The sequence below is a fragment of the Micromonospora sp. CNB394 genome, assembly GCF_000374985.1.
GTDB classification, from domain to species: Bacteria; Actinomycetota; Actinomycetes; order Mycobacteriales; family Micromonosporaceae; genus Micromonospora; species Micromonospora marina.
Genome location: NZ_KB895825.1, coordinates 77,606 through 100,710 on the forward strand (window position 1 = coordinate 77,606; position 23,105 = coordinate 100,710).

The 23,105-nt window shown below is 71.0% G+C and carries 21 protein-coding genes; 12 read left to right on the plus strand and 9 right to left on the minus strand.

The genetic code is table 11. The annotated features are described in order from the left end of the window. Nucleotides 1–314: 314 nt before the first annotated feature. From C569_RS0100330 to C569_RS0100350, 5 genes are read left to right on the plus strand one after another with little or no spacing between them, the layout of a single operon-like run. Entirely contained in the window at nucleotides 315–1,757 is a 1,443-nt protein-coding gene (locus tag C569_RS0100330; protein WP_018783820.1) for a Y4yA family PLP-dependent enzyme, read from the plus strand. Then, on the plus strand, nucleotides 1,754–3,073 hold the full coding sequence (locus C569_RS0100335; protein WP_018783821.1) for a pyridoxal-phosphate dependent enzyme: 1,320 nt from the start codon (nucleotides 1,754–1,756) through the stop codon (nucleotides 3,071–3,073). Before C569_RS0100330 ends, C569_RS0100335 begins: the two co-directional genes overlap by 4 nt. Nucleotides 3,074–3,080: 7 nt before the next feature. Beyond that, entirely contained in the window at nucleotides 3,081–4,295 is a 1,215-nt protein-coding gene (locus C569_RS0100340) for an aminotransferase class V-fold PLP-dependent enzyme (protein ID WP_231394672.1), read from the plus strand. Continuing rightward, a complete protein-coding gene (locus C569_RS0100345) occupies nucleotides 4,292–5,530 on the plus strand; it encodes an ATP-grasp domain-containing protein (protein WP_231394673.1) in 1,239 nt (412 codons plus the stop codon). Before C569_RS0100340 ends, C569_RS0100345 begins: the two co-directional genes overlap by 4 nt. Further along, a complete protein-coding gene (locus C569_RS0100350; protein WP_018783824.1) occupies nucleotides 5,527–6,732 on the plus strand; it encodes an acetyl-CoA carboxylase biotin carboxylase subunit family protein in 1,206 nt (401 codons plus the stop codon). The genes C569_RS0100345 and C569_RS0100350 overlap by 4 nt, the downstream gene beginning before the upstream one ends. Before the next feature lie 82 nt (nucleotides 6,733–6,814). Here the strand turns inward: C569_RS0100350 and C569_RS29535 are convergent, their stop codons facing one another. Genes C569_RS29535 through C569_RS0100370 form a run of 4 tightly spaced genes read right to left on the minus strand, consistent with a single transcriptional unit; the run spans nucleotide 6,815 to nucleotide 12,226 of the window. Beyond that, nucleotides 6,815–8,731: an ABC transporter ATP-binding protein gene (locus C569_RS29535; protein ID WP_018783825.1), complete on the minus strand. Its 1,917-nt coding sequence runs from the start codon at nucleotides 8,729–8,731 to the stop codon at nucleotides 6,815–6,817. Then, nucleotides 8,728–9,525 carry an ABC transporter permease gene (locus C569_RS0100360; RefSeq protein ID WP_018783826.1) on the minus strand — a complete coding sequence of 266 codons (798 nt, stop codon included), beginning with the start codon at nucleotides 9,523–9,525 and terminating at the stop codon, nucleotides 8,728–8,730. Before C569_RS0100360 ends, C569_RS29535 begins: the two co-directional genes overlap by 4 nt. Next, nucleotides 9,522–10,517 (minus strand): ABC transporter permease, encoded by a 996-nt coding sequence (locus C569_RS0100365; RefSeq protein ID WP_018783827.1) that lies wholly within the window; start codon nucleotides 10,515–10,517, stop codon nucleotides 9,522–9,524. The genes C569_RS0100360 and C569_RS0100365 overlap by 4 nt, the downstream gene beginning before the upstream one ends. Before the next feature lie 35 nt (nucleotides 10,518–10,552). After that, nucleotides 10,553–12,226, minus strand: coding sequence for an ABC transporter family substrate-binding protein (locus tag C569_RS0100370; protein WP_018783828.1), 1,674 nt, complete (start codon nucleotides 12,224–12,226; stop codon nucleotides 10,553–10,555). Nucleotides 12,227–12,370: 144 nt separating this feature from the next. Here C569_RS0100370 and C569_RS29540 point away from each other — a divergent pair, with 144 nt between their 5' ends. From C569_RS29540 to C569_RS29545, 3 genes are all read left to right on the plus strand, one after another. Then, entirely contained in the window at nucleotides 12,371–13,639 is a 1,269-nt protein-coding gene (locus C569_RS29540; protein WP_036345023.1) for an MFS transporter, read from the plus strand. Between the two features lie 131 nt (nucleotides 13,640–13,770). Further along, the gene (locus C569_RS0100380) at nucleotides 13,771–14,100 is read left to right on the plus strand and encodes a helix-turn-helix transcriptional regulator (RefSeq protein WP_018783830.1); all 330 of its coding nucleotides are present in this window, start codon (nucleotides 13,771–13,773) and stop codon (nucleotides 14,098–14,100) included. Then, nucleotides 14,100–14,921 (plus strand): cation diffusion facilitator family transporter, encoded by an 822-nt coding sequence (locus C569_RS29545; RefSeq protein WP_036345025.1) that lies wholly within the window; start codon nucleotides 14,100–14,102, stop codon nucleotides 14,919–14,921. The genes C569_RS0100380 and C569_RS29545 overlap by 1 nt, the downstream gene beginning before the upstream one ends. A 29-nt stretch (nucleotides 14,922–14,950) precedes the next feature. On the opposite strand, the gene C569_RS29550 is transcribed toward C569_RS29545, so the two are convergent. The 5 genes from C569_RS29550 to aztB all read right to left on the minus strand — a co-directional run bounded on the left by C569_RS29550 (nucleotide 14,951) and on the right by aztB (nucleotide 20,113). After that, nucleotides 14,951–15,856, minus strand: a complete 906-nt coding sequence (locus C569_RS29550) for a trans-aconitate 2-methyltransferase (protein WP_018783832.1) — start codon at nucleotides 15,854–15,856, stop codon at nucleotides 14,951–14,953. Nucleotides 15,857–15,873: 17 nt separating this feature from the next. After that, a complete protein-coding gene (gene aztD / locus C569_RS0100395) occupies nucleotides 15,874–17,055 on the minus strand; it encodes a zinc metallochaperone AztD (RefSeq protein WP_026267532.1) in 1,182 nt (393 codons plus the stop codon). An 81-nt stretch (nucleotides 17,056–17,136) separates the two neighbouring features. Next, entirely contained in the window at nucleotides 17,137–18,048 is a 912-nt protein-coding gene (gene aztC / locus C569_RS0100400) for a zinc ABC transporter substrate-binding protein AztC (RefSeq protein WP_018783834.1), read from the minus strand. Beyond that, nucleotides 18,045–19,238 carry a hypothetical protein gene (locus tag C569_RS0100405; RefSeq protein WP_018783835.1) on the minus strand — a complete coding sequence of 398 codons (1,194 nt, stop codon included), beginning with the start codon at nucleotides 19,236–19,238 and terminating at the stop codon, nucleotides 18,045–18,047. The genes aztC and C569_RS0100405 overlap by 4 nt, the downstream gene beginning before the upstream one ends. Then, entirely contained in the window at nucleotides 19,235–20,113 is an 879-nt protein-coding gene (gene aztB, locus C569_RS0100410) for a zinc ABC transporter permease AztB (protein ID WP_018783836.1), read from the minus strand. The genes C569_RS0100405 and aztB overlap by 4 nt, the downstream gene beginning before the upstream one ends. A 51-nt stretch (nucleotides 20,114–20,164) precedes the next feature. On the opposite strand from aztB, the gene aztA reads away from it, so the two are divergent. The 4 genes from aztA to C569_RS0100425 all read left to right on the plus strand — a co-directional run bounded on the left by aztA (nucleotide 20,165) and on the right by C569_RS0100425 (nucleotide 23,069). Further along, on the plus strand, nucleotides 20,165–20,821 hold the full coding sequence (aztA, locus tag C569_RS0100415; RefSeq protein WP_231394674.1) for a zinc ABC transporter ATP-binding protein AztA: 657 nt from the start codon (nucleotides 20,165–20,167) through the stop codon (nucleotides 20,819–20,821). A gap of 96 nt (nucleotides 20,822–20,917) precedes the next feature. Then, nucleotides 20,918–21,097 (plus strand): 50S ribosomal protein L32, encoded by a 180-nt coding sequence (gene rpmF / locus C569_RS31895; protein ID WP_081635878.1) that lies wholly within the window; start codon nucleotides 20,918–20,920, stop codon nucleotides 21,095–21,097. Next, on the plus strand, nucleotides 21,094–22,326 hold the full coding sequence (locus C569_RS0100420; RefSeq protein ID WP_018783838.1) for a GTP-binding protein: 1,233 nt from the start codon (nucleotides 21,094–21,096) through the stop codon (nucleotides 22,324–22,326). Before rpmF ends, C569_RS0100420 begins: the two co-directional genes overlap by 4 nt. A gap of 2 nt (nucleotides 22,327–22,328) precedes the next feature. Further along, nucleotides 22,329–23,069, plus strand: a complete 741-nt coding sequence (locus C569_RS0100425; RefSeq protein WP_155945480.1) for a trans-aconitate 2-methyltransferase — start codon at nucleotides 22,329–22,331, stop codon at nucleotides 23,067–23,069. Nucleotides 23,070–23,105: the final 36 nt, after the last annotated feature.

Here is a 23,105-nt window from a genome sequence, read left to right on the forward strand (position 1 = left end):
GGACTGCACGGCGACGTCCTGCACGGACACCGCCGCACCGCGCCTGGCTCGCCGGCGGGCGGCCGTCCGCGGCGCGCGGGTCCCGGTGCAGGTCCGGGCGTACGTCTCTGGTGCGGCGGGCGGCCCGAGGTCTGGCGGTGGGTCGTGCCGGTACGCATTTTGGTGGTGACTGGGGGTTGCGATTCGCGCCTCGGGCCGACACTATGGAAACGGGAATCGTTTTCAGCACGTTCGATGGGTGCGGCTGCGTTCCCACCGGCCCTGGGTGGATTCCCGGCGGCTTCAGTGGTGAAGGCGCCTGTACTGGGGGAAGTGTGGACACAGACCTGTTTCTGAAGCCGTCGCTGAGCGACTCGGTGCGCGGAATTCTCGACCAGCCGGACCTGTTGCCGGACATGGTCGAGGCGTTGGGCTCACCGTTGAACGTCGTGCTGCCGCACCAGATTACCGACAACGTCGAGCGGTACCGCGAGGTGCTGACCTCTCATCACCTGTGCGGCGAGGTCTTCTTCGCCCACAAGGCCAACCGGTCGAGCGCGCTGGTCCGCCAACTGGCCGCCGGAGACACCGGGGTCGATGTCGCGTCGCTCGGCGAACTGCGGCACGTGCTGGAGGCCGGATGCGCCGGCCGCCGGATCATGGCGACCGGTCCCAAGGACACCGACTTCCTGTGGCTGGCCGCTCGGGTCGGCGCTGTGGTCAACGCCGACTCCGTGCAGGAACTGGCCGAACTCGCCGCGCTGGTGGCCAGCCACCGCCTGCCGCGGGTGCGGGTCATGGCGCGACTGTCGGCGTTCGACTCCGCCGGCGTGCGGGTGTTGAGCCGACCCAGCCGGTTCGGGGTGCACGGTCGTGAGGTGGGCGTCGTGCTGGACCTGCTCGACAAGCATCGCGACGAGCTGGACCTGCTCGGTTTCGCCTACCACCTGGATACGAACGCGTTGACCGAGAAGGCGTTGGCGCTTGAGGGCTGCCTGCTGGCCATGCGCGAGGCGTCGGCGCGCGGGTTCTCGCCGTCGGCGATCGACATCGGCGGCGGGTTCGGCGTCAACTACCTCGCCGACCGTGAGGAATGGGACCGCTACACGACCGAACTCGGCCGGGCCGTCCTCGGCGTGCGCCCGGCGATGACCTGGCAGAACCACGGGTACGGACTACGCGCCGAGGCCGGCACGCTGCGCGGCGCTCTGGGTGTCTACCCGGCGTACCGGCCGGTTGCCGGCCCGGCCTACCTCGACGCGTTGCTGACCCTCGACGCGCCGACGCTCGGCCGGTCGATGGCGACCCTGCTGTTGGAGAGCCTCTACGACCTGCATGTCGAACCGGGCCGGGCGATGCTCGACCAGTGCGGCCTCACCGCCGCCCGGGTGGTGGAGGTACGCACCACCCATGCCGGCGACGTGCTGGTCCGGCTCGCGGCCAACTCCCGCGACATCAGCACCGAGGACCACGCCGTGTTGATGGACCCGGTGCTGCTGCCGCCCGGCTCCGGCGAGGACGATCCGGTCGGCGTGTACCTGTCCGGCAACCTGTGCCTGGAGGACGATCTCATCACCCGCCGGAAGGTGACCCTGCCCCGCCTCCCCGCGCCAGGCGACCTGGTGGTGTTCGTCAACACCGCCGGCTACTTCATGGACTTCGCCGCCGACCACGCCCTGATGCAGCCCATCGCTGCCAAAGCCGCCGTCTACCGAGCCGGCGGGACGTGGAAGTGGTGTCTCGACGAGCAGTACTGGCCCGTGAAAGGTGACCGATGAGGTACGACAGCATCCTGGACACGATCGGTGACACACCGCTGGTGCGGGTGGCACCGGAGGTGCACGGACTGCGCAACATCGACCTGTACGCGAAGTTGGAGATGCTGAACCCGTTCGGCTCCGTCAAGGACCGGCCGGCATGGAACATGGCCAAGGACGGCCTCGCGGGGGCGATCGAGCGCGGAGACTCGATCGTGGAGCTGTCGAGCGGCAACACCGCCAAGGCACTCGCCGTCATCGCGGCGATGCACGGGCTGCCGTTCAAGAGCGTCACCAACCGGATGAAGGTCCCCGAGATCAAGGACCTGTTGCTGCTGCTCGGCGCGCAGATCGAGGAGTTGCCGGGCCAGACCGAGTGTCTCGACCCGACCGACACCGAGGATCCGCTGACCCGCATGTACCGGATGCTCTCCGAGGAGGGCAGCGGCTACCTGCACACCGACCAGTACTTCAACCCGCGCAACCTGGAGGCGCACCGGATCTCGACCGCGCAGGAGGTCATCAAGGATCTCGACGGGCGCGGGCCGGACATCTTCATCGCCTGTGTCGGCACCGCCGGTTCGTCGACCGGTGTCGCGACCGTGTTGCGTGAGCACAACCCGCAGGTCGCCGTCGTCGGACTGGTGGCGCAGAAGTCGGACTTCATCCCCGGTATCCGCAACATCGACGAGGTGAACGAGGTCGGTCTCTTCGACCCGAGCAACTACGACACGATCGAGGCCGTCTCCGCGCAGGAGGCCATCGACGGGATGCTCACCCTGAACCGGCGCTGCGGCATGCTCGGCGGACCCACCGGCGGTGCGGCCTACTTCGGCGCGGTGCGTCATCTCAAGGCGATCGACGAAACCCTCACCGAGCGCCGCACGGCCGTGTTCATCGTGTGCGACCGGGTCGAGAGCTACATGAGCTACGTCCGTCAGCGCCGCCCCGACCTGCTCAAGCAACCGCCGCGGCCGAACTCGGTCGGCACGCTCACCGACGCCGAGGTCGCCGCTGCCGCCTCCGTCGACGTGGCGCAGGCGCGGCAGTGGATCGCCGAGACGGCGCCGCTGGTGGTCGACCTGCGCGGCGCGTTCGCCTACGCCGCGCTGCACATCGAGAATTCGGTCAACATCGTCGACGAACTCTTCGACGAACTGCTGCACGGCGGCCTGCCGATCGGGGCGTCGCGACCGGTGCTGCTGGTGTGCCCGGTCGGCGAGAAGTCGGCCCGCTACGCCGCGCTGCTGACCCGGATGGGTCATCAGGATGCGCGCAGCCTGCGCGGCGGCGTGGTGGCCTGGCGCGACGCGGGTGCCCCGCTGGTGCGGGACTGAGCCGGCCGTGACGACGACGATCCACGGCGGGGTGCTCGACCGGCTCGCGTCATGGCAGGACGGTCTGCGCGCGGAGTTCCCCATCTTCGAACGCAGTCCGGGTCTGGCGTACCTGGACAGCGCGGCCACCACGCAGAAACCGGCCGCCGTTCTCGACGCCGTGCATGAGTTCCTGACGACCGGCAACGCCAACGTGGGGCGGGGATCCCACCCGTGGGCGACCCGCACCACCGCACGGATCGAGGCGTGCCGGGACCGGATCCGGCGTGCGCTCGGTGACACCGGCGACGGGTCCACTGTCGACTTCACAAGCGGCACGAGTGACGGCCTGCGGGCCGTCGCGGACGACTGGCTCGCCGGACAACTGACCGACGGCGACGAGATCATCGTCCCGTTCGGTGATCACCAGTCGAACCTGCGCCCGTGGCTGGACCTGCGTGACCGCCTCGCCCGCACCGGCGTCGGGGTGACCGTGCGCCCGATGCCGGTCGACCCGGCCTCGGGCGACTACGACCACCGGGCACTGCCGTCGGTGGTCACCGGACGGACCCGGTTCGTCGCCACAACGCATGTACACCACGTCTTCGGCGCCGACATGAACGTACACCGCATCCGCGAGGTCGTCGGCCCGGACGTGCCGATCTGCCTGGACGCGGCGCAGAGCGTCGGCCACCGGCCGGTGTCGGTCGCCGACCTCGACGTGGACTTCGTGGTTTTCTCCGGCCACAAGATGCTCGCCCTGCCCGGAACGGGCGTGGTGTGGGCCCGCAACCGGCGCGGCCCGCGCTTCGCGCGCCGCGGCTGGGCCGGCACCCCGAACACGGCCGGGATCGTCAGCATGGCTGCCGCGTTCGACTGGCTCGACCGGGCCGGCCTCGCCGACATCCACGCCTGGACGACCGCGTTGTGCGTACGGCTCACCGACGGGCTGAGCCGGCTCCCCGGTGTGCGGGTGCTCGGCTGTCAGAACAGCCTCACCGCCGACTCGGACGTGCAGCGGCGGGACGGGATCGTGACGTTCCGGCACGCGGCGGTGCGCTCCGACGATCTCGGGTTCGTGCTCGCCGACGAGGGGCTGATGGTCCGGGCGGACAGTCACTGCCAGGCCGGTCGCGACACCGACGACCTGGCGGTGCGGGTGAGCGTGCACGTCTACAACACCCCGGACGAGATCGACCGGGTGCTCGCGGTGGTCGAGCGTTGCGAAAGGATGGGATCTTGAACAAGATCGTAGCGATGGTCGACGTGTACGCGCCCACCGTGCCGCTGGCGCAGGCGTTCCAGAGCGCCGGGGCGACCGTCGTGCGGGTGCAGAGCACCGCCCTGCCGCCGCCGGCGTACCGGCGGCATCCGGACCTGACGATGTTCTCCGCCAACATCGTGCACACCGGGGACTTCGCCGCGACCCGGGACGCGCTCGCCGCGCACCGCCCCGATCTGGTGATCACCGGCGGGGAGACCGGCGTCGAACTCGCCGATCAGCTCTCCGAGGCGCTGGGGCTGCCGACCAACGGCACCGCCCACAGCGCCGCGCGACGTGACAAGGCTGTCCAGAACGAGACCGTTCGCGCCGCGGGCCTGCGGGCCACCCGGCAACTCGTGGTCACCGACGAGGCGAAACTGCGTGCCTGGCACGCCGAAGTCGGCGGCCGAGTCGTGGTGAAGCCGGTCCGCAGCGCCGGCAACGACGGGGTCACCTTCTGCGACACCCCGGACGCGTCGTCGGCCGCCTTCCACGCGATCCTCGGCAGCACGAACGTCTTCGCCGAGTGCAACGAGACGGTCGTCGCCCAGGAGTACCTCGTCGGCACCGAGTACGCCGTCAACACCGTCAGCGCGAACGGCCTGCACCGGGTCACTGACATCTGGCAGTACGCCAAGATGACCGTCAACGGCGTCGTCGACCGGCACGCCGGGGTGTTCTCCACCCCCGTCGACGACGTGCCGGAGGTGGTGCGGTACGCGGGCGGCGTACTCGACGCACTCGGGGTGCGGCACGGACCCGCCCACCTGGAGATCATGGTCACCAGCGACGGACCGTGCCTGGTCGAGGCCGGCATCCGGCTCTGCGGCGGCGGCGCCGCCTACTACGCCACCCTTGCCGGTGGTGAGTCACAACTGGAGTGGACCGTGCAGGCGTACCTGGATCCGGTTCTGTTCGCGAACCGCCACCAAGAGCCGCACCGGGTCGAGCAGCACGTGGTGATGGCGTATCTGACCTCGCCGGTCGAGGGCATCCTGGAGGACTACCCGCTGCTGGACCAGGTGCGGGCGTTGCCCAGCTTCCACAGGGAGCACCTGGGGGTGCAGCCGGGCGAACATCTGCCGCGCACCGTCGACGACACGACCGAACCGCTGATGGTGGGCCTGGCGCATCCGGTCGCCCAGGTGGTCGCCGACGACTTCCGCGCCGTCAACTACCTCGACGGCGTCGGTTTCTACCGGCTCCGGGCATGACGCCCCAGCACGTCGTGGTCCTGCACCGGTGGCGGGCCGGGTACGCCGACTACGCCGCCTACCTGGATCACACCGCCCACGCGGTCACCTACGTCAGCACCGACGTCGGGGCCGACGCGGTGCCGGCGCACGCACGGGAGGTCGTCGTGGTGCCCGCCACCGACGACCTCTCCACGGTCTCCGGTGCGGTACGCGGACTCGCCGGTCGGCACGGCCCGCCGGTCGGCGTCGTCGCGCTGAAGGAGGACGACCTGCTCGTCGCCGCGCACCTGCGGACGGAGTGGGGCTGTCCGGGGCCGACGGTGGACGACACGCGCCGGTTCCGCGACAAGGTGGTGATGTGCCGGGCGGTCGCGGCGGCCGGGGTCGACGTTCCCGCGTTCGCGGCGGTCGACAGTGCGGGGGACGTGCACGACTTCGCCACGACGCACGGCTATCCGGTGGTGCTCAAGCCGCGCGACGGCAGTTCTGCCGCGGGGGTGCGGGTGCTGGACCGGCCCGCCGACGTGCCCCGGGAGGTGGCCGGGTCGATGGTCCAGGTGTTCAGTCCTGGTGTGCTGTACCACGTCGACGGGGTCTTCGACGGCGCCGCGGTCGCGGCGTGCACGGTGTCCCGCTATCTGCGCACCTGCCTGGAGTTCCGGTCGGGAATCGCGCTCGGCTCGGTGGAAGTCGATGACGCCGGCTTCCGGCGACGGGTGGAGGACTTCACCGGACGGGTGCTGCGGGCGCTCTCCACCGATCCGGTGGTGTTCCATCTGGAGCTGTTCGACGAGGGAGGCCGGCTGCGGTTCCTGGAGGTCGGTGCCCGGACCGGCGGCGCGGAGATCCCGTTCATGTGGCGGGAACTGCGCGGTTACGACCTGAACCGCGCCGCCTTCGACCTCGCCCTGGGGCGTAGGCCGGACATGCCGGCCCCGACGGCGGACGGGCCGGTCGGCGGGTTTCTGCTCGTGCCCGCCCCGGCGCAGCGGCCGTGCCGGATCGAGGCGTCCACCCCGATGATGGGGTCGGTGCCCGAGCTGTACGCGGAGGTGGTGCTCGAGCCGGGCGTGGTCCTGCCGGACGCCGACGCTTACTTCGAGCACGTCGGGGGCCGGTTCCGGTTCCGGGGGGACAGTACGGCGGCGGTGTCGGCGGCGGTGTCGAAGGTTGCCGCCGACTACCGCATCACGGGATCGACAGTGACCGCGGCGATGTGATCCCCGCTCGGGATCTGTGACCGCCAGGGGGCGCTCCGTCGCCATGCCGGGAATCGCGACGGTGCCTCCTGTTGTGCCGGACCTACCGGGCGGGGTGACCTTCAACGGCCGGGTGCGTGCCGAGCCCGCCGAGCGCATGGTCCGTGTGATGGCACGCGACCTGACGGCGGTCGACCGGGGCGAGCAGCGGTACCTGTCCACACCTCGCCCGATCCGGCGCGGACAGCTCCCGGTGCAGCGGGCAGCGCCGCCGGAAGGCGCATCCATCGGGGCGGTCGAGCGGGTCGGGCGGCTCCCCGGCGGGGGCGGACCCGCGTCCGGCTCGTGCCGCCGCCACATCGGCGACCGGTGTGGCGGCGACGAGCGCCCGGGTGTACGGGTGCGCCGGGGCGTACAGCACGTCGGCGGCCGGGCCGGTCTCCACCACGCGACCGGCGTACATGACCGTCACCCGGTCGACTGTGCGCCGCAGCAGCGTCAGGTCGTGCGAGGTCATCAGGAATGCCAGCCCGAAACGTTCCCGCAGGTCGGCGAGCAGATCCATGATGCCGACCCGCAGTGACGTGTCCAGTGCCGACACCGGCTCGTCCAGCAGCACCAGGCGGGGGCCGGGGGCCAATGCGCGGGCGATGGCGACCCTCTGCCGTTGTCCGCCGGAGAGCTGCCCAGGGCGGCGTCCGGCGTGTTCGTCCGACAGTCCGACGAGGCCGAGCACCTCCCGGGCGCGGGATCGGCTGTCCGGCCGTGACCATCCGTGCACCCGCAGCGGTTCGGCGACAACGTCGGCGACGGACATCGTGGGGTTCAACGACGAGGCGGGGTCCTGCATCACCATCTGCACCTGTCCGCGCAGCGCGGTCCGGTCCCGTCGGCGCAGCCCGGAGACGTCGGCGCCGAACAGCGCGATGGTTCCTTCCTGGGGCCGGCGCAGGGCGATGATCTCACGCAGGACGGTGGTCTTCCCGCAGCCGGATTCGCCGATGAGGGCGACCGCCTCGCCGGTGTCCACCGTGAGGTCGACGCCGTCGACGGCACGGACGACGGCCCTGCGCCGGACGGGGAAGTGCCGGCGCAGTCCGGTGATCCGCAGCGCCGCCCCGGCACCGGGCTCGGCCTGCTCGACCTCGGACGCGGTCGGCCCGACGTCTGATGCGGCCGCCCGCACCGCGGCAGCGAGTGGCCCGGCGCCGGCGGCCGTCACCTGCGCGACGGCGGTGGGCGGCTCGGCGCCCGACGCCGTCAGCAGGTCGCGTAGGTGGGCGCTGGCCGGTCGGCGGAACCGCTTCGTGACCGGCCCCTGCTCGACCAGTTCCCCCCGGCGCAGCACAGCTATCCGGTCGCACGATCGGGCCACCACCCCGAGGTCGTGGGTGATCAGCAGCAGTGCGGCTCCGGTCCGTGCCCGCACGTCGTCGAGCAGGTCGAGGATCTGCGCCTGCACGGTCGTGTCCAGCGCGCTCGTCGGCTCGTCCGCGATGATCAGGTCGGGGTCGTTGGCGATGGCCATGGCGATGGCGACCCGCTGCCGCATCCCGCCGGAGAACTCGTGCGGCAGCGCTCCGGCCCGCCGCCGTGCCGCCGCGATGCCGACCCGGTCGAGCAGTTCCACGGCCCTTTCAGTGGCGTCCCGCCGGCGCAGGCCCGGTTGGTGGACGGCGATCGCCTCGGCGACCTGGCGGCCCACCGGGATCACCGGTGTCAGTGCGGCGAGCGGGTCCTGATGGACCATGGCGACCTGCCGGCCACGGACAGCGGACAGCTCACGGTCGGACAGGCCGAGCAGTTCGCGGTCGGCGAGGCGCACCGATCCCTCCACTCGGGCGGTGTCGGGAAGCAGACCCATGACCGCGAACGCCGTCGCCGACTTCCCGGAGCCCGATTCGCCGACCAGGGCGACCGCCTCTCCGGCGGCGACGGTCAAGGTCAGGTTCCGCACGGCCGGCACCGGCCCGGTGCGGGTGCGGTAGGAGACCGTGAGATCACGGATGTCGAGCATCATGCGTCGTCCCGCAGCCCTTCGCCGAGCATCGCCGCCGCGAGTACGGTGGCGGTGAGGAAGCCGACCGGAGCGAGAAAGACCCACGGAAACGTCAGCGCGGAGCCGGTGCCGGTCGCGACCAGGGTGCCGAGCGAAACGTCCGGCGGTTGCACCCCGAATCCGAAGTAGCTGAGTCCGGCCTCGGCGAGGACGGCGGAGGCGACGTTCAGGGTGCAGTCGATCGCCAGCAGCGGCACCATCTGTGGCAGCAGGTGCCGGGTGACGATCCGGGTGGTGGAGGCGCCGGTGTTCTCGGCGGCCACGACGTAGCCGGCGACCCGTAGGCTCCGGGCGCGGGCGCGGACCACCCGCGAGGTCACCATCCACTGGAACGTCGCGATCAGTAGCACCAGCACCAGCCACGAGGAACCGCGCAGGGCCGGTGAGAGCACCGCGACGGCGAGGATCGGCGGCAGCACCAGGAGCACGTCGACGACCATCATGAGGACGCGGTCGGCGACGCCGCCGAGGTAACCCGCGACCGTGCCGACCAGTGCCGAGAGGGCGGTGGTGAGTACCGCTGCCAGCAGCCCGATCACCAGGGACTTCTGGAGTCCGCGCAGGCACAGTGCGAGCATGTCCTCGCCGAGCCGGGCGGTGCCCAGTGGGTGTGCGCCCGACGGGGCGGCGAGCACGTTGCGCAGATCCTGGTCGGTGTGGGTGAAGGGCAGCAGCAGCGGGCCTACGGCTGCCGCGAGCACCAGCAGTGCCAGCAGCCCGGCGCCGGTCAGCGCGATCGGGCGGTGAACGTTCACGTGCGGGTCCGTGGGTCGAGAAGTAGCAGCGCCAGGTCGGCCAGCCAGCCGACCATCACCACGAGGACGGCCATCAGCAGGGTGGCCGTGGCGACGACGTTCGCGTCCTGGCGTTCGATCGCTGTGACCAGCCAGTCGCCGAGGCCGTGCCAGCCGAAGATGCGTTCGGTGAACACGCCTCCGGCGAGGTGCAGGCCGAAACTGAACGCCACCAGCGGGGCCATCGGGATCAGCGCCATCCGCAGGCCGTGGCGGCGGACGGCGCGGCCCCGCCGCAGGCCCCGCCCCCGGGCCGCGCGCAGGAACTCGCTGTCGCGTACCTCCAGCATCGCGGCCCGCTGATAGCGGCTGTAGAACGCGATCTGCGGGAGGGCGATGGCGATCGTCGGCAGGACCAGGTGCCGCAGCCGGTCGCCGAGCGCGGCCCAGCCGGTGAGGTCGGAGCCGGGGGTCCGTTCACCGCTGAACGGCAGCAGGTCGGTGCCGGCGGCCTCGTTGACCGGTAGCCACAGGAGCTTCAGGACGGTGCCCAGCACGAATACCGGGATCGCCAGCAACAGCAGGGCGGTGGCCATCGACAGCTTGTCGGCGGCGCTGCCGGCGCGCAGCGCGCCCCAGATGCCGAACCCGCAGCCGAACAGCACCGCCAGCACGCCGCCGGGCAGGAACAGCCGGATGCTGGTGCCGGCGCGAGCGGACACCTCGCCGGCAATGTCGTGTCCGTCGGCGGTGGTGCCGAAGTCCCCGGTCACGGCGCCGGCCAGCCACTGCCCGAACCGGGGCAGCACCGGCAGGTCCAGGCCGAGGGCCGTGGCCCGTGCGTCGATGACGGACTGCGGCGTCGGCGGTTGGGTGGTGCGCAGTTCCGCGAGGGGGTCGAAGCTGAGCGCCGCGAGCGTGTAGGTGAGCAGCACTGCGGCCAGACAGACGCCGAGCCGGGCCGCCAGCCGGGCGAGGAGCCGGCCGACGGCGCGGACGGCGGAGGCCGACAACGCTGCGCCACGTCGTCGGCCCGCGCCGGGCGTTGTCACTTCATGAAGCCCGCGTTGGCGAAGCCGTAGCCGCCGAGGCCACGTGCGCCGTAGTTGGCGACGGTGCCGCGCACGGCGTAGGCGCCCGATTCCGGGTACAGCGGCAGGTGGTGTGCGTGCTTCCAGGCCAATTTGTCGATCTCGTCGATCAGGGCCGCACTCTTGGCCTGGTCGAACTCGGCGATGGCCTTGTCGTACAGCTCCTGGATACCGGGGATGACGACGCGACCGAAGTTGTTGCCCGCCTTGCCGTCGACCGGCACCTGGAACACGGGCCGGTCGTGCGAGATCGGGTACGGCGACTTCGTCCATTCGAACGCGATCAGGTCGAAGTTGCCCGGGAGCAGGTAGGCCTCCTGGAACCGTTCGGTCGGCACCGATTCGACCTCGACCTCGACTCCGACGGCGGCGAGCTGCTTGCCGATGACGCCGGAGACCGCCTTGCCGGTCGGGGTGGCCTGCACGACGAGGCGCAGGCTCAGCGGCTTGCCGTCCCTGGTGCGCACGGCCCCGTTGAGCTTCCAGCCCTGGGCGTCGAGCGCGGTGCGCGCGGCTTCGGGGTCGAACGGCAGTTCCTTCGAGTTGTCCCTGTAGGCGGCGTGACCCTGCGGGACGATGTGGTTGCCGACGGCCTTCGCTCCGGGCACGATCGGACCCACGACGATGTCGGTCACCTCCTGCGGGTTGACGGCCTGAGCGATGGCGACCCGCAGGGCGGTGTCCGACAGGAGTGCGCCGTCGGCGCCGTTGAAGGTGAGCTGACCCGCGCGCCGCTCGGACGCCTTCCTGATCTGCACGCCCGAGATGCCCTTGGCGCGGGTGAGCAGGTCGATGTCGCCGCCGATCGGGTACAGGTCGAGGCCGTTGTTTGCGAGTTCGTCGGCACGGGCGGCGGGGGCGAGCACCCGGAAGATCACCCGGTCGAGGGCGGGCCTGGTGCCCCAGAACTTCTCGTTGCGGCGCAGGGTGACAACCTTGCCGACGGTGTCGACGTCGGCGATCTCGAACGGGCCGGAGGTGACCTCCGGCCGGTTGAGCCACGCCTTGTTGAATGCCTCGGGGGTGGCGGTCACCTCGGTCGGGACCAGCGGCCGGAACAGGCCCTGCCAGTCGGCGAACGGCTTGGCGAAGGTGAGCACGGCCTCCCGGTCGGAGGCTCCGCGCTCCACGTTCGCCACGTCCTGGTAGCCGATGCTGTTGCTGATCTCGAAGCCCTTGTCGGCGCCGCGCAGCGCGTTCCAGTGGCCGCGAAGGTCCTCCCAGGACAACGGCCGGCCGTTGCTCCAGACCGCCTCCTCACGGATCTTGTAGCGGATCTTCTGAGGCTGGGTGGAGATCATCTCGATCGAGTCGAAGAAGGTCTTGTTCACCGCCGGGACGCCGTCGGCGGTGTCGAGGAACGCGCTGGGCAGGATCGCGTCAGCGAACTGGTAGGTCACAACGCGGGCGCCGTTTACCTGCTTGGGGTTGTAGTTGGTCGGCAGTGAGTCGATCGGCAACCGCAGGTCGCCTCCGTCGCGTAGGTTCGCGCGGTCCTGACGGTTGATGTCCTGGCCGGACGCCGGGGTGCCCGGCGACGCCTGCTGCGCCTTGTGGTCGGTGGAGCAGGCGGACGTGCCGAGGGCGACGGTGAGCAGCAGCGCCGCCGCCGTCTTGCGTGATAACCGCATGGCCGGAGCGATCCCCTTCATGGGTGCAGAAAGTTCAGTCGCCGTGACGGTACTGCAAATCACAACCATGTTCAATAATAGTGGCGACGCCCCGGGCTTCGACGATCGTGATACTACGGCGAGACCAGAAAACGAGAGGTGACGATGACCGACATCGACGAGGCGGCCGACGTCAGTGCGAAGCCGTTGCGACACAACCGGGACTTCTCCCGGTTCTGGTTCGGAGAGACGGTCTCCCTGTTCGGGGTCCAGGTCACCAACCTCGCGCTTCCGCTGACCGCCGTGATCGTGTTGAATGTCCGTCCGGAGGAGTTGGGACTGCTCCGCTCGCTCGCATTCCTGCCATTCCTGTTCCTGGCGCTGCCGTTCGGCGTCCTCGTCGATCGCAACGCCAAGCGGCCCCTGATGATCCTGGCGAACCTGGCCCGCGCCGTCCTGGTCGGCCTCGTCCCGGTCCTGGCGTTCGCGGACGCGCTGAGCATGCCGATCCTGGCAGCGGTCGTGCTCGCGATCGGCGTGTGCACGGTGCTGTTCGAGGTCTGCTGGCTCTCCTACGTGCCGGTGCTCGTCGAGAAGGAGCATCTGGTAGCCGCGAACGGGCGGGTCAGCGCCAGCTCGTCGGCGGCCGAGTTCGCCGGTCCCGGACTCGGCGGCCTGCTGGTCCAGGTACTTACCGCTCCCTACGCGCTGGCGGTGAACGCCGGCTCGTACCTGGTGTCGGTGTTCTCCCTGCTGACCATCCGGACGCCCGAGGAGGTCACCCCGTCGGCGAAGCGGCACCTCGGTAGGGAGATCGCCGAGGGCATCGGCTTCATCGTGCGCCAGCCCTACCTGCGGGTACTGGCGGTCGCGGGCGCGGCATTCAACTTCTGCTACATGTTCGTGGAGGCGCTGTTCGTCATCTACGCCGTGCGTGACCTGAACATGGCCGCGGGCACCATCGGCGGGATCCTCGCGGTGAGCGCGATCGGCGGTGTGCTCGGCGCGGCCCTCGCGGCCCGCCTGGTCGGCCGGTACCGGTTCGGGCGCGTCTACGTGGCGGCGGTCGTGGTCGGCTACGGCGGCCCGCTGCTCATCCCGCTGGTCGCGGGGCCCCCGGTGCTGGCCGTGGTGGTCGTGACCGCCGGTTTCTTCCTGATGCGCGCGGGGCTCACGGTGGCCAACGTGGCTGGTTCGAGCCTGCGGCAGGCGGTCACCCCCCGGGAGCTGCTCGGTCGTATGACGGCCGGGATGCGCACACTCATGTGGGGCATCGGCACCACCGGAGCGCTCGTCGGTGGCTTCGTCGGCGGGTGGCTCGGGCTGCGCACGGGGCTGTGGGTGGCCGCGGTGGGTTTCCTGGTGGCCGCGTTGCCGATCCTGCTGTCCCGTATCCCGCAGCTACGTGAGATGCCTTCTGCCGCCGACCGGTAGGACACCCGTTCCGCGACACCGCGACGGACCTGCCGCCCCACCAGGGCGCGACCCGCGACGGGTCGGACTGGGGTTCCGCCACCCGGTAGTACATGCTTCGCTGAATACAGAAAGCCGTGTACTGTCGCCGCATGAAGACGTTGACCCACGGGCAGGTTCTCGCCCGGTTCGGCCATGCCCTGTCCGATCCGTTGCGTGCCCGGCTGCTGCTCGCCCTGCGCGACGGCCCCGGCTATCCGGCGGACCTGGCCGACCTTCTCGGCACCAGCCGGCAGAACCTGTCCAACCATCTGGCGTGCCTGCGTGGCTGTGGCCTGGTGGTGGCGGTGCCGGAGGGCCGGCGTACCCGCTACGAGCTGACCGACGGCCGACTCGCCCATGCCCTCGGTGATCTGCTCGGCCTGGTTCTCGCCGTGGATCCCGCCGCGTGCGCCGCCCCGGTCGCGGACGGCTGCTGCTGATGGGCCTGCCGTTGAGCCGGCCCCGGCCTCGGCCCGCCATGCCGTCGGCCGGGCGGCGCGCGGTTCTCACCCGCCGGGTGCGGCTGCTGGTCGCCGCGACCATCATCTACAACGTCATCGAGGGGATCGTGGCGATCGCCGCCGGCACGGTCGCATCGTCGACCGCGCTGATCGGATTCGGCCTGGACTCCTTCATCGAGGTGGCGTCGGCGGCCGCGGTGGCCTGGCAGTTCGCCGGCCCTGACCCGCAGTCCCGGGAGAGGGTGGCGCTGCGCGTGATTGCGATCTCCTTCTTCGCCCTCGCCGGCTACGTCACCGTCGAGGCGGTCCGGTCGCTGTTCGGCGGCGCCGACGCCGAGCATTCCGTCGTCGGCCTGGTGCTGGCCGGGCTGTCGGTGCTGGTCATGCCGGTGCTGTCCACGGCACAACGCCGTGCCGGCCGGGAACTCGGCTCCCGGTCCGCGGTGGCCGACTCCCGGCAGACCCTGCTCTGCACCTATCTGTCTGCCGTCCTGCTCGTCGGTCTGGCGCTGAACAGCCTGTTCGGCTGGTCCTGGGCCGACCCGGTCGTCGCGCTGGTCATCGCCGGTGTCGCTGTCAAGGAGGGCCGGGACGCCTGGCGGGGCGACACTTGCTGCCAGGTCGTAGACACGGTGGCCGACCCTGCCGGCACGGCGGACGGCTGCGGCTGCCATCCGGGCAGTTCCTGCTGCGTCGGCGGAGTCGACATGACCTTCCGGCGGACGATCGGGTCGGGTGCCGACGAGAACTGCTTCGGGTCCTCACCGGGGGAGCCGCACTCCCGCGCGCATCGCCACTGATCGGGAGACCGGGACGTGTCGATCCGGGCTCACCGGACCTCCGCCCGCACGATGTCCATCGGGCCGGGGGTCGCGTCGAACCCGGCGGCCGTGAGTTCGGCGACGATCGCCTCCGGCGACACGACGAACCACCGGTACGCGGCCGTGACCTCACGTACCAGCCGATCGGAGTCGTCGAGCACCCGGTAGCGCATCTGCCACCGGAGGGCGCCCGGGCCGTCCGGCTGGGCCGCGCCGCTGCCCACATAGGTGTGGGAACCCACCCGCACCGTCACAAAGTCCGACTCAGGGATCGCCATCGGCTCCGCTGGCGGCTGCGCGTTGACCACCAGCGGCGCACCGTCGGCGAGCCGGTCGCGCAGCCGCCTCCACAACTCGCCACGCGCGTCGGGTTCCAGGTGCCCGATCATGTTCATCGCGACCGCACCGCCGATCCGGTCCGGCAGGGCGGCGTCCTGCGCTCCGGAGGCCACCACCGTGACCCGCTCCCGTAGGTCCGGGGCGGAACCCAGCCGGGTGAACAGGGCGCCGCGCTGGACCGCCGACGGCTCGACCGCCACGATCCGCGCGGCCGGCAACGCCTGGGCGATGATCAGGGTGCCGAGCCCGCTACCTGCGCCGAGGTCCAACACCGGTCCCGCCTGCGGTGCGGCACCGGCCAGCGCGGCCAGCACCGGGCCCCGCAACGCCTGCCAGGCGTCGTGGCTGAACAGGTCGAGGAACTCGCCCGACTCGTGGTACTCGTCGTCGCTCATCCGTGCCCTCTCGTCGTCGCCGTTGACCGGACCGGACCGGACCGGACCGGACCGGACCGGACCGCGGCCCGGCCGGGGGTCGTGCGGCTGGATGACAATCATCTCCGGCAGCAGCGGAAGGTTGTCGCCGTCGGCAGGAAGACAAACGCCACCGGCGGTGAAGACGAGGTTCGCCTTCACCGCCGGTGACCGGGATGTCAGTGCTCCGACATCGTGCCGCTGATCTCGTTGGGGACCGCGTCGAGGGTCACCGAACCGGCGACCTTGCCGGTGGTGAGGTCGAGCCGGTGCACCTTCTTGGTGGCGGGCTCGGTGACGTAGGCGTCGTCACCGCGGACGAAGAGGGCCGGGCGTGGCTCCTGCCAGTCCATCGGCTCCTTCCAGGCGCCGACCACCGGCCACGAGGCGGTCAGCTTGCCAGTGGCGGGGTCGACCACGTGCAGCTTGCCGTCGGTGCCCAGGATCAGGCCCTCGCCCTGCGGGCCGCGGGCCATCGAGCGGAAGCTGTAGCTGACACCCTTGGGCATCGGCACGACCTGGAGCTTCTGGGCTGCCGTGTCGATGAGCGCGAACTGCTCGGGGAACTCACGCTCCGCGTCCGGGTCGACCTTGTAGTCGCCGAGCAGCACCGGAGACTGCTCGGTGCCGACCTGGGTGGCGACGGCGCCGTACGCACCAGCGCTCTTGACCTTCACGAAGGCGCCGTTCTTGAACAGCAGCACGCCGTCCTTGCAGCCGAGCCCCACGACCTCGCCCTGGGCGACCGCCTCGCCGTGGACGCCGGGGCACTCCTCGCTGCGGGCGATCTCCTTGCCGTCCTTGTCCAGCGCGATCGCTCCCGGGCGGGACTCATCCGTGCCGAGGGTCACCACCATGGTGCCGTCGGCGAGTTCCACGGCTACGCCGTGGTGCGGCTGGGCGGTCTTGTAGGTGCGTCCCTCGGGCTTGCCGTCGGTGAGCTTCTTCGGGTCGAAGCTGTGCACCTCGCCGGTGCCGTCGGTGAACAGGACCGTGCGGTCGCCGTGCAGCACGACGTGGCCGGGCTTGGCGCCCGGGTAGCTGATGTCGGTCATCTTGCCGGCGGTCGCGTCGAGGACCTGGAACCCGGACTCGGTGGAGACGAACACACCCGTGTCGTTGCCGGCCGGGTTGATCCGGTTGAAGCCGGGCAGGGTGACGTCGTGCGCCACCTTCAGCGCTTCGCCGTCGAGCACGTAGATGCCGCCGTCGTAGGTGATCGCCACCGGCTCCTGCACCGCGGCCGCGGCGGATGTTTCGGCCGCCGGTGTGGTCGCCTCGTCCGAATCGGACGCGCACGCGGTGAGCGCCAGCGTGGCCGCCACCAGGGCGGCTGCGCTGCTGACTTTACGATGCCTCACGAACTGCTCCCTCAAACTGAAACTGACAATCATTTTCACTTACCCTACAGGGGGCGCCTCCCGGCCCGACGCCGGGGTGTCTCAACCTGACAGGCCGCCGATGATCGCCTCGGTGTTGAAGCGCATCATGCCCAGGTAGCTCGGGGCGCCGCCGTCGGCTTCACTGAGCGACTCCGAGTACAGGGCGATCACCTTGACACTGACGCCGGCTTCGGAGACGAGGACCTCGGCCAGCTTGGCCGGCTGTGAGGTGTCGACGAAGATCGCCGGCACCCGGTGGGTCCGGATGGCGGTGACCAGCGAGGCGAGATCCGACGCACTCGGCGACGCGAGCGTCGTGCCGCTCGGGATGATCGCGCCGATGACCCGGAAGTCGTAGCGGTCGGCGAGGTAGCCGAAAACGTGGTGATTGGTGACCAGGACCCGGCGCTCGGACGGGATGGCGGCGAACCGCCGCGCGAGGTCCGCGTCCAGCTCGCCGACCTTTTTCGCGTACGCGTCCGCGCGCTCCCGCACCGCGCGGGCGTCCACCCCGTCGACGTGCTCGATGATCTCACCGGCGAGCAGCCGTACCACGGTGACCATTCGGGCCGGATCCGTCCAGAAGTGCGGATCCGGCAGACCGGCGGCGTCGCCGTCCCCGTACTCCATCGGGTCGATCCTGGTCCCCACCTCGACGGTCGGGACCTTCTCGGACTTCGCCGCCTCGACGTGGTGCAGGACGCCCTCTTCCAGCCCCAGCCCGTTGTAGACGACCAGGTCGGCCGTCTGCATGGTGTACGCCTCCCGGGCCGAGATGGCGAACGAGTGCGGGTCGGCGTTCGGCTTCATCAGCACGCTGACCTCGGCCTCGCCGCCGACGATCTCGGTGACGACGTCGCCGAGGATGTTCGTGGTGACCACGATGCGCGACTCGTCGGCCGAGGTGCAGGCCGCGCCGCCGGTCAGCAGGGCGCCGACGGCGAGCGTCGCGAAGAGCTTCCGTGCCCTCATCGGCCGACCTCCAGGACGAGATCCGGTCGCTCGGCGACCTTCAGCGTACGGGCGGTGCGCAGCCCGTCGCGGTAGTCGATCTCGTGGATGACCTGGCCCTCCGGATCGGCCAGGTAGGCGCGGTCGGCGTCCAGCGTCAGGCCGGTGGCACGCAGCGGCTTCTGGGCGAGGACCTTGCCGGTCCCGAGGTCGTAGCTGATCAGCGTGTCGGAGGCGTCGAGGGCGAGCACCGTGCTGCCGTCCGCCGGTGACGCGGCGGCCACCAGGTCGCGGCCGGTGGCCGGCACGTACCGCAGGGTGGCCTTGGCGGCGTTCACCGACCAGATGCCGGTGCGGTCCGCCACCGCGGCCTCGTTGCTGCGCGGCCGGTAGCCGAACCCGCCCGGCGGGACCGGTGTGCGCGGGGAGGCAAGCACCCTGGCGGTCAGCTTGTCGCCCTCCTGCTTGATCCGGACGATGCTGTCCTCACACGCGATCACCGCGCCGCCACGCAGGACGGCCCACCCGCGGGGCGCCGCGCAGGGCGCCTCGAAGGCGCCGGTCGGCTGGCCCTTCGCGTCCGTGGCGACGATCCGGTCAGCCGGTCGTTGCGGGTCGTCGCCCATGGCGACGAGGAGTTGCTCCGCGTACGGCACGGCCAGCGGCGTGGAGCTGTTCGAGTCGATCGAGGCCAGCTCGGCGACCCGGCCGGCCTCGAGTTCGCGTCGGTCGAGAACCGTCACCTTGCCGTCGGCGGTGCCGACCGTGGTGTGGGCCTCGAAGCCGGCGACCGTCCGGACCGGGGCGGCCAGCGACAGGGTTCCGACGGACCGGGACGGTGCCCGGTAGTAGTGGACATGGTCGGTGTGGTCGACGGTCCACACGCCGGCGTCGACGATCTCCAGAGCGCGGTCACCGTCGTCGACGTAGACGAAGCGCCCGTCCTCGGTGAGCCGCTCGGCGGCGACCGACAGGCCGACGTCCTTCTCCGATCCGGTGCTCAGGTCGTGCAGGCGCAAGTGCTGCGCGCCGCGGGTCGCGTACGCGATGGCCGACTGCGGCTCGGCCAGTTCCTCGGCGCCTTCCACGTAGCCGTGTGGCGTCTCCTCGACGTCTTGCGGTTGTTGTCTCGGCGAGCCGCACGCGGGGATCGCGAGCGCGAGGCCCAGGGCGGCCACGCCGAAGAACCGTCTGGTGGTGCCGATGATCACAAACTTCCTTCCGGTACCGGGTGGGGGGCGGGCGTGCGGGCCGGCGACCGACGGCGTCGCACCGCGGTCGTGACCCGGCGCACGCCGAGAATCACGAAGAACAGCAGGACCGCGACGGCCGCGATGGTGGCGCCGGCGGCGGTCGCCGCGTGCCACGAGAGCCACAGGCCGGCCACGGTCGCGGCCGAGCCGATGCCGAAGCTGGTGAGCATCACCGCCGGGAGCCGCCGCGCGACGAGCATCGCCGCCGCCGAGGGCGCGATCAGCATGCCGAAGGCGAGCAGGGTGCCGACGACGCTGAAGGCGACCGCCATCGTGATGGTGAGCAGGGCCAGCATCACGGCGTTGGCGATCTCGGGGCGCAGACCGAGGGTCCGGGCCTTGCGCGGGTCGAAGGTGAGTGCCAGGAACGGCCGGTAGCAGACGGCGGAGGTCACCGCGATCACGGCGACCGCGCCGGCGAGCAGCAGCAGGTCGGGCCACCGGATGGCCAGCACGTCGCCGAACAGGAACGCGGTCAGGTCGGTCGCGAAGGACCGCGAGTGCGAGACGACGATCACCCCGACCGAGAGCATCCCCACGAACAGCAGCCCGATGCTGGTGTCGCGCCCGAACTCGCGGCTGTGCCGCAGGGCGTTGACGCCGACCGCCATGGCGAACGCGCTCGCGGCGGCCCCGACGACGAGGTTGCCGCCGAAGATCGACGCGATGGCGACACCGGGCAGCATGCCGTGGCTCATCGCCTCGCCGAGGAAGGTCATGCCGCGGGCGATCACCCACACGCCGACCAGGGCGCACGCGGCGGCCAGCAGGACGCCACCGATGAGCGAGCGGACGACGAAGGACACGGTGAACGGTTCGAGCAGCGACGCCATCACCGGAGCGACTATAGTGCAACTGATAATCGATACCATTTAGGGGGAGTGGTGGGCACCGAGGTCCTGGCCGTCGAGAACGTGGCCTTCCGGTACGCCGGAGTTCCGGTCCTGCGGGACGTGAACCTGCGCGTGGAAGCGGCCTCCACGGTCGCCGTGACCGGCGCGAACGGCTCCGGCAAGAGCACGCTGCTGCACCTGCTGGCCGGTGTCGAGCAGCCGGCCGAGGGCAGCGTCCGGCGGCGGGCCGGCTGCCGGCTGGCCCTGCTCCCGCAGCGAACCGGCGACATCGACGCGCTCCCGCTGACCGTAGCCGAGTGCGTGCGGATCGGCCGGTTCCGGCCGCGCCGACGCCTGAACCGCGACGACCGCGCCGCCGTGACCGTGATCATGGAGCGACTCGACCTCGCCCACCTTGCCCGGCGGCGACTGCGGGAACTGTCCGGCGGGCAGCGTCAGCGCGCCCTCATCGCCCAGACCCTGGTCCAGGCCGCCGACGTCTACGTGCTGGACGAGCCCACTGTCGCTCTCGACGCGACGAGCCGGCGACACGTCCACGACCTGCTCGCCGAGCGGGTCCGTGCCGGCGCGGCGGTCGTCTTCGCCAGCCACGACGCCGCCGACGCCACCCTCGCCGACCGCACGGTGCGACTCACGGGTGCGCTGGGCCACTCCGTCGGCGACGCCGCGGTCCACCACGGACCGTGATCGTCGGAACCGCTTCGCGCCACACCCCACCGCGTGTCAGAAAACGAAAACCGGTACCGGTAGTGTCGAGTCTGACCGGTGGAAGAAGGAGATCTCATGGCCGTACCGAAGCGGAAGATGTCGCGGTCGAACACCCGGCACCGGCGCTCGCAGTGGAAGGCGAGCGTGCCGCAGTTGACTCCCTGTCCCTGTCCGCGCAGGGAGATGGTGGTGCCGCACCGGGCCTGTACGCACTGCGGCCTGTACAAGGGGCGTCAGGTGGTGGATCAGCCGTGACGGGCCGGTTGCCGGTGACCGTGCTGTCGGGGTTCCTCGGCGCGGGCAAGACGAGCCTGCTCAACCATGTGCTCGCCAATCGGGACGGGTTGCGGGTGGCGGTGATCGTCAACGACATGAGCGAGGTGAACATCGACGCCGCGCTGGTCCGCGACGGCGGGGCGTTGTCGCGTACGGAGGAGCGGCTGGTCGAGCTGACCAACGGGTGCATCTGCTGCACGCTGCGCGACGACCTGCTCGACGAGGTGGCCCGGCTGGCGCGGTTGGGCCGGTTCGACTATCTGCTGATCGAGTCCAGCGGGATCTCCGAGCCGATGCCGGTGGCCGCCACGTTCGCCTTCGGGGTGGAGGGCGGGCAGATCCTGGACGACCTCGCCAGACTGGACACCACTGTCACTGTGGTCGACGCGGCGGGCCTGCTGGCCCGGATCGAGGCGGGAGAGACGCTGGAGGCGCGCGGCCTGGCCGCGTACGAGGGGGACGATCGCAGCGTCGCCGACCTGCTGGTCGACCAGATCGAGTTCGCCGACGTGCTGGTGGTGAACAAGACCGATCTGGTGTCCCCGGAAAACCTGACGGTGGTGGAGGCGCTGTTGACCCGGCTCAACCCGGCCGCCCGGCAGGTCCGTGCCGTGCGCGGTCGGGTGTCACCGGCGGCGATCATGAATACCGGCCGGTTCGACCTGGATCGGGCGGAGACCGCGCCCGGCTGGGTGGCCGAGCTCAACGGTGAGCACGTGCCGGAGACCGAGGAGTACGGCATCTCCAGCATCGTGTTCCGCGACCACCGGCCGTTTCACCCTCAGCGCCTGTGGGAGCTGCTTGCCAGCGGCCTGGATGCCTTCGGTGTGGTGCGGTCGAAGGGGTTCCTGTGGCTGGCCAGCCGCCCGGACGTGGTGGCGCTCTGGTCCCAGGCCGGGCCGTCCGGTCGGTGCGATCCGGCCGGGGTGCCGGTCGCGGTGTCGGGGGAGTGGCCGGAGGATCCCGTCGAGCGGGCGGAGCTGGAGTCCCGCTGGCATCCGGTGTTCGGTGATCGCCAGCAGGAACTGGCCCTCATCGGCGTCGGCCTCGACGGCGACGGACTCCGGGCGGCACTGACCGCCTGTCTGCTCACCGACGCGGAGGTCGCCGCCGGGGAGCTCGGATGGCGGTCCCTTCCCGACCCGTTCCCCGAGTGGGACCTGGGCGACCTGGACCACCACGACCACGTCGAGCCGGTCCGGGTCTGATCATGTCGATGATGCTTGCTCCCGCTCCCGCTGCCGTGGCCCGGTGGCGGCGGGACTGGGAAACGGTGATGCGGTTCTACCAACCGGGCCGGGACGAGTTCCTCTCCGCCGGCCTCGCTGCGGTGGAACAGACGCTCGGACGCTCACCGGAGCGGGTGCTCGATGTCGGTGGTGGGCCCGGTACCACCGCCGAGGCGATGCTGCGGCGGTGGCCCGGCGCCCACGTCACCGTGCTCGACGTCGACCCGGCCCTGCTGGCGTTGACCGGCACCGCGATGCCGCACGTGTCGACCGTGCGGGCCGACATCGCCACCGAGCAGTGGCTGGCGTCCGCCGGTGGCCCGTACGACGTCGTGCTGGCGCTGATGACCGTGCACTACCTGACCGCAGACCGGGTGCGCGACTGGTACGCCGAAGCCCGGCAACTGCTGCGACCGGGCGGGCTACTTCTCGTCGGTGACGCGATGCGGGACGCTGCGTCCGTGGTACCGGCCCCGCCGGCAGGCGGAGGCGCCGACCCCTGGGCGGCGTGGTGGTCCATGCTCGGCGGCGAACCGGCGATGGCGCCGCTGCTTCGCCAGCGGGCAGCCGTCCTGACCGGCCTCGCCTGCGCCGAGTTCATCGCGCCGGTCCACTGGCACCGGGATGCCGCCCGTCGAGCCGGCTTCGCCGACGCGACGGTGCTCCACCAGCGAGCTGATCATGTCCTGGTCTCCTTCCGCCGTCCCGGGGACATCCGATGAGTACCAGCGCGGTCACCGGTGTCTACGGCGACGGTC

Excerpts from the sequence above, each read along its gene's own strand:
- C569_RS0100335 (WP_018783821.1), top strand. The coding sequence starts at position 1,754 with ATGAGGTACGACAGCATCCTGGACACGATCGGTGACACACCGCTGGTG.
- C569_RS0100350 (WP_018783824.1), top strand. The coding sequence starts at position 5,527 with ATGACGCCCCAGCACGTCGTGGTCCTGCACCGGTGGCGGGCCGGGTAC.
- C569_RS29535 (WP_018783825.1), bottom strand. The coding sequence starts at position 8,731 with ATGATGCTCGACATCCGTGATCTCACGGTCTCCTACCGCACCCGCACC.
- C569_RS0100370 (WP_018783828.1), bottom strand. The coding sequence starts at position 12,226 with ATGCGGTTATCACGCAAGACGGCGGCGGCGCTGCTGCTCACCGTCGCC.
- C569_RS29540 (WP_036345023.1), top strand. The coding sequence starts at position 12,371 with ATGACCGACATCGACGAGGCGGCCGACGTCAGTGCGAAGCCGTTGCGA.
- C569_RS0100380 (WP_018783830.1), top strand. The coding sequence starts at position 13,771 with ATGAAGACGTTGACCCACGGGCAGGTTCTCGCCCGGTTCGGCCATGCC.
- C569_RS29545 (WP_036345025.1), top strand. The coding sequence starts at position 14,100 with ATGGGCCTGCCGTTGAGCCGGCCCCGGCCTCGGCCCGCCATGCCGTCG.
- aztC (WP_018783834.1), bottom strand. The coding sequence starts at position 18,048 with ATGAGGGCACGGAAGCTCTTCGCGACGCTCGCCGTCGGCGCCCTGCTG.
- aztB (WP_018783836.1), bottom strand. The coding sequence starts at position 20,113 with ATGGCGTCGCTGCTCGAACCGTTCACCGTGTCCTTCGTCGTCCGCTCG.
- rpmF (WP_081635878.1), top strand. The coding sequence starts at position 20,918 with ATGGCCGTACCGAAGCGGAAGATGTCGCGGTCGAACACCCGGCACCGG.
- C569_RS0100425 (WP_155945480.1), top strand. The coding sequence starts at position 22,329 with ATGTCGATGATGCTTGCTCCCGCTCCCGCTGCCGTGGCCCGGTGGCGG.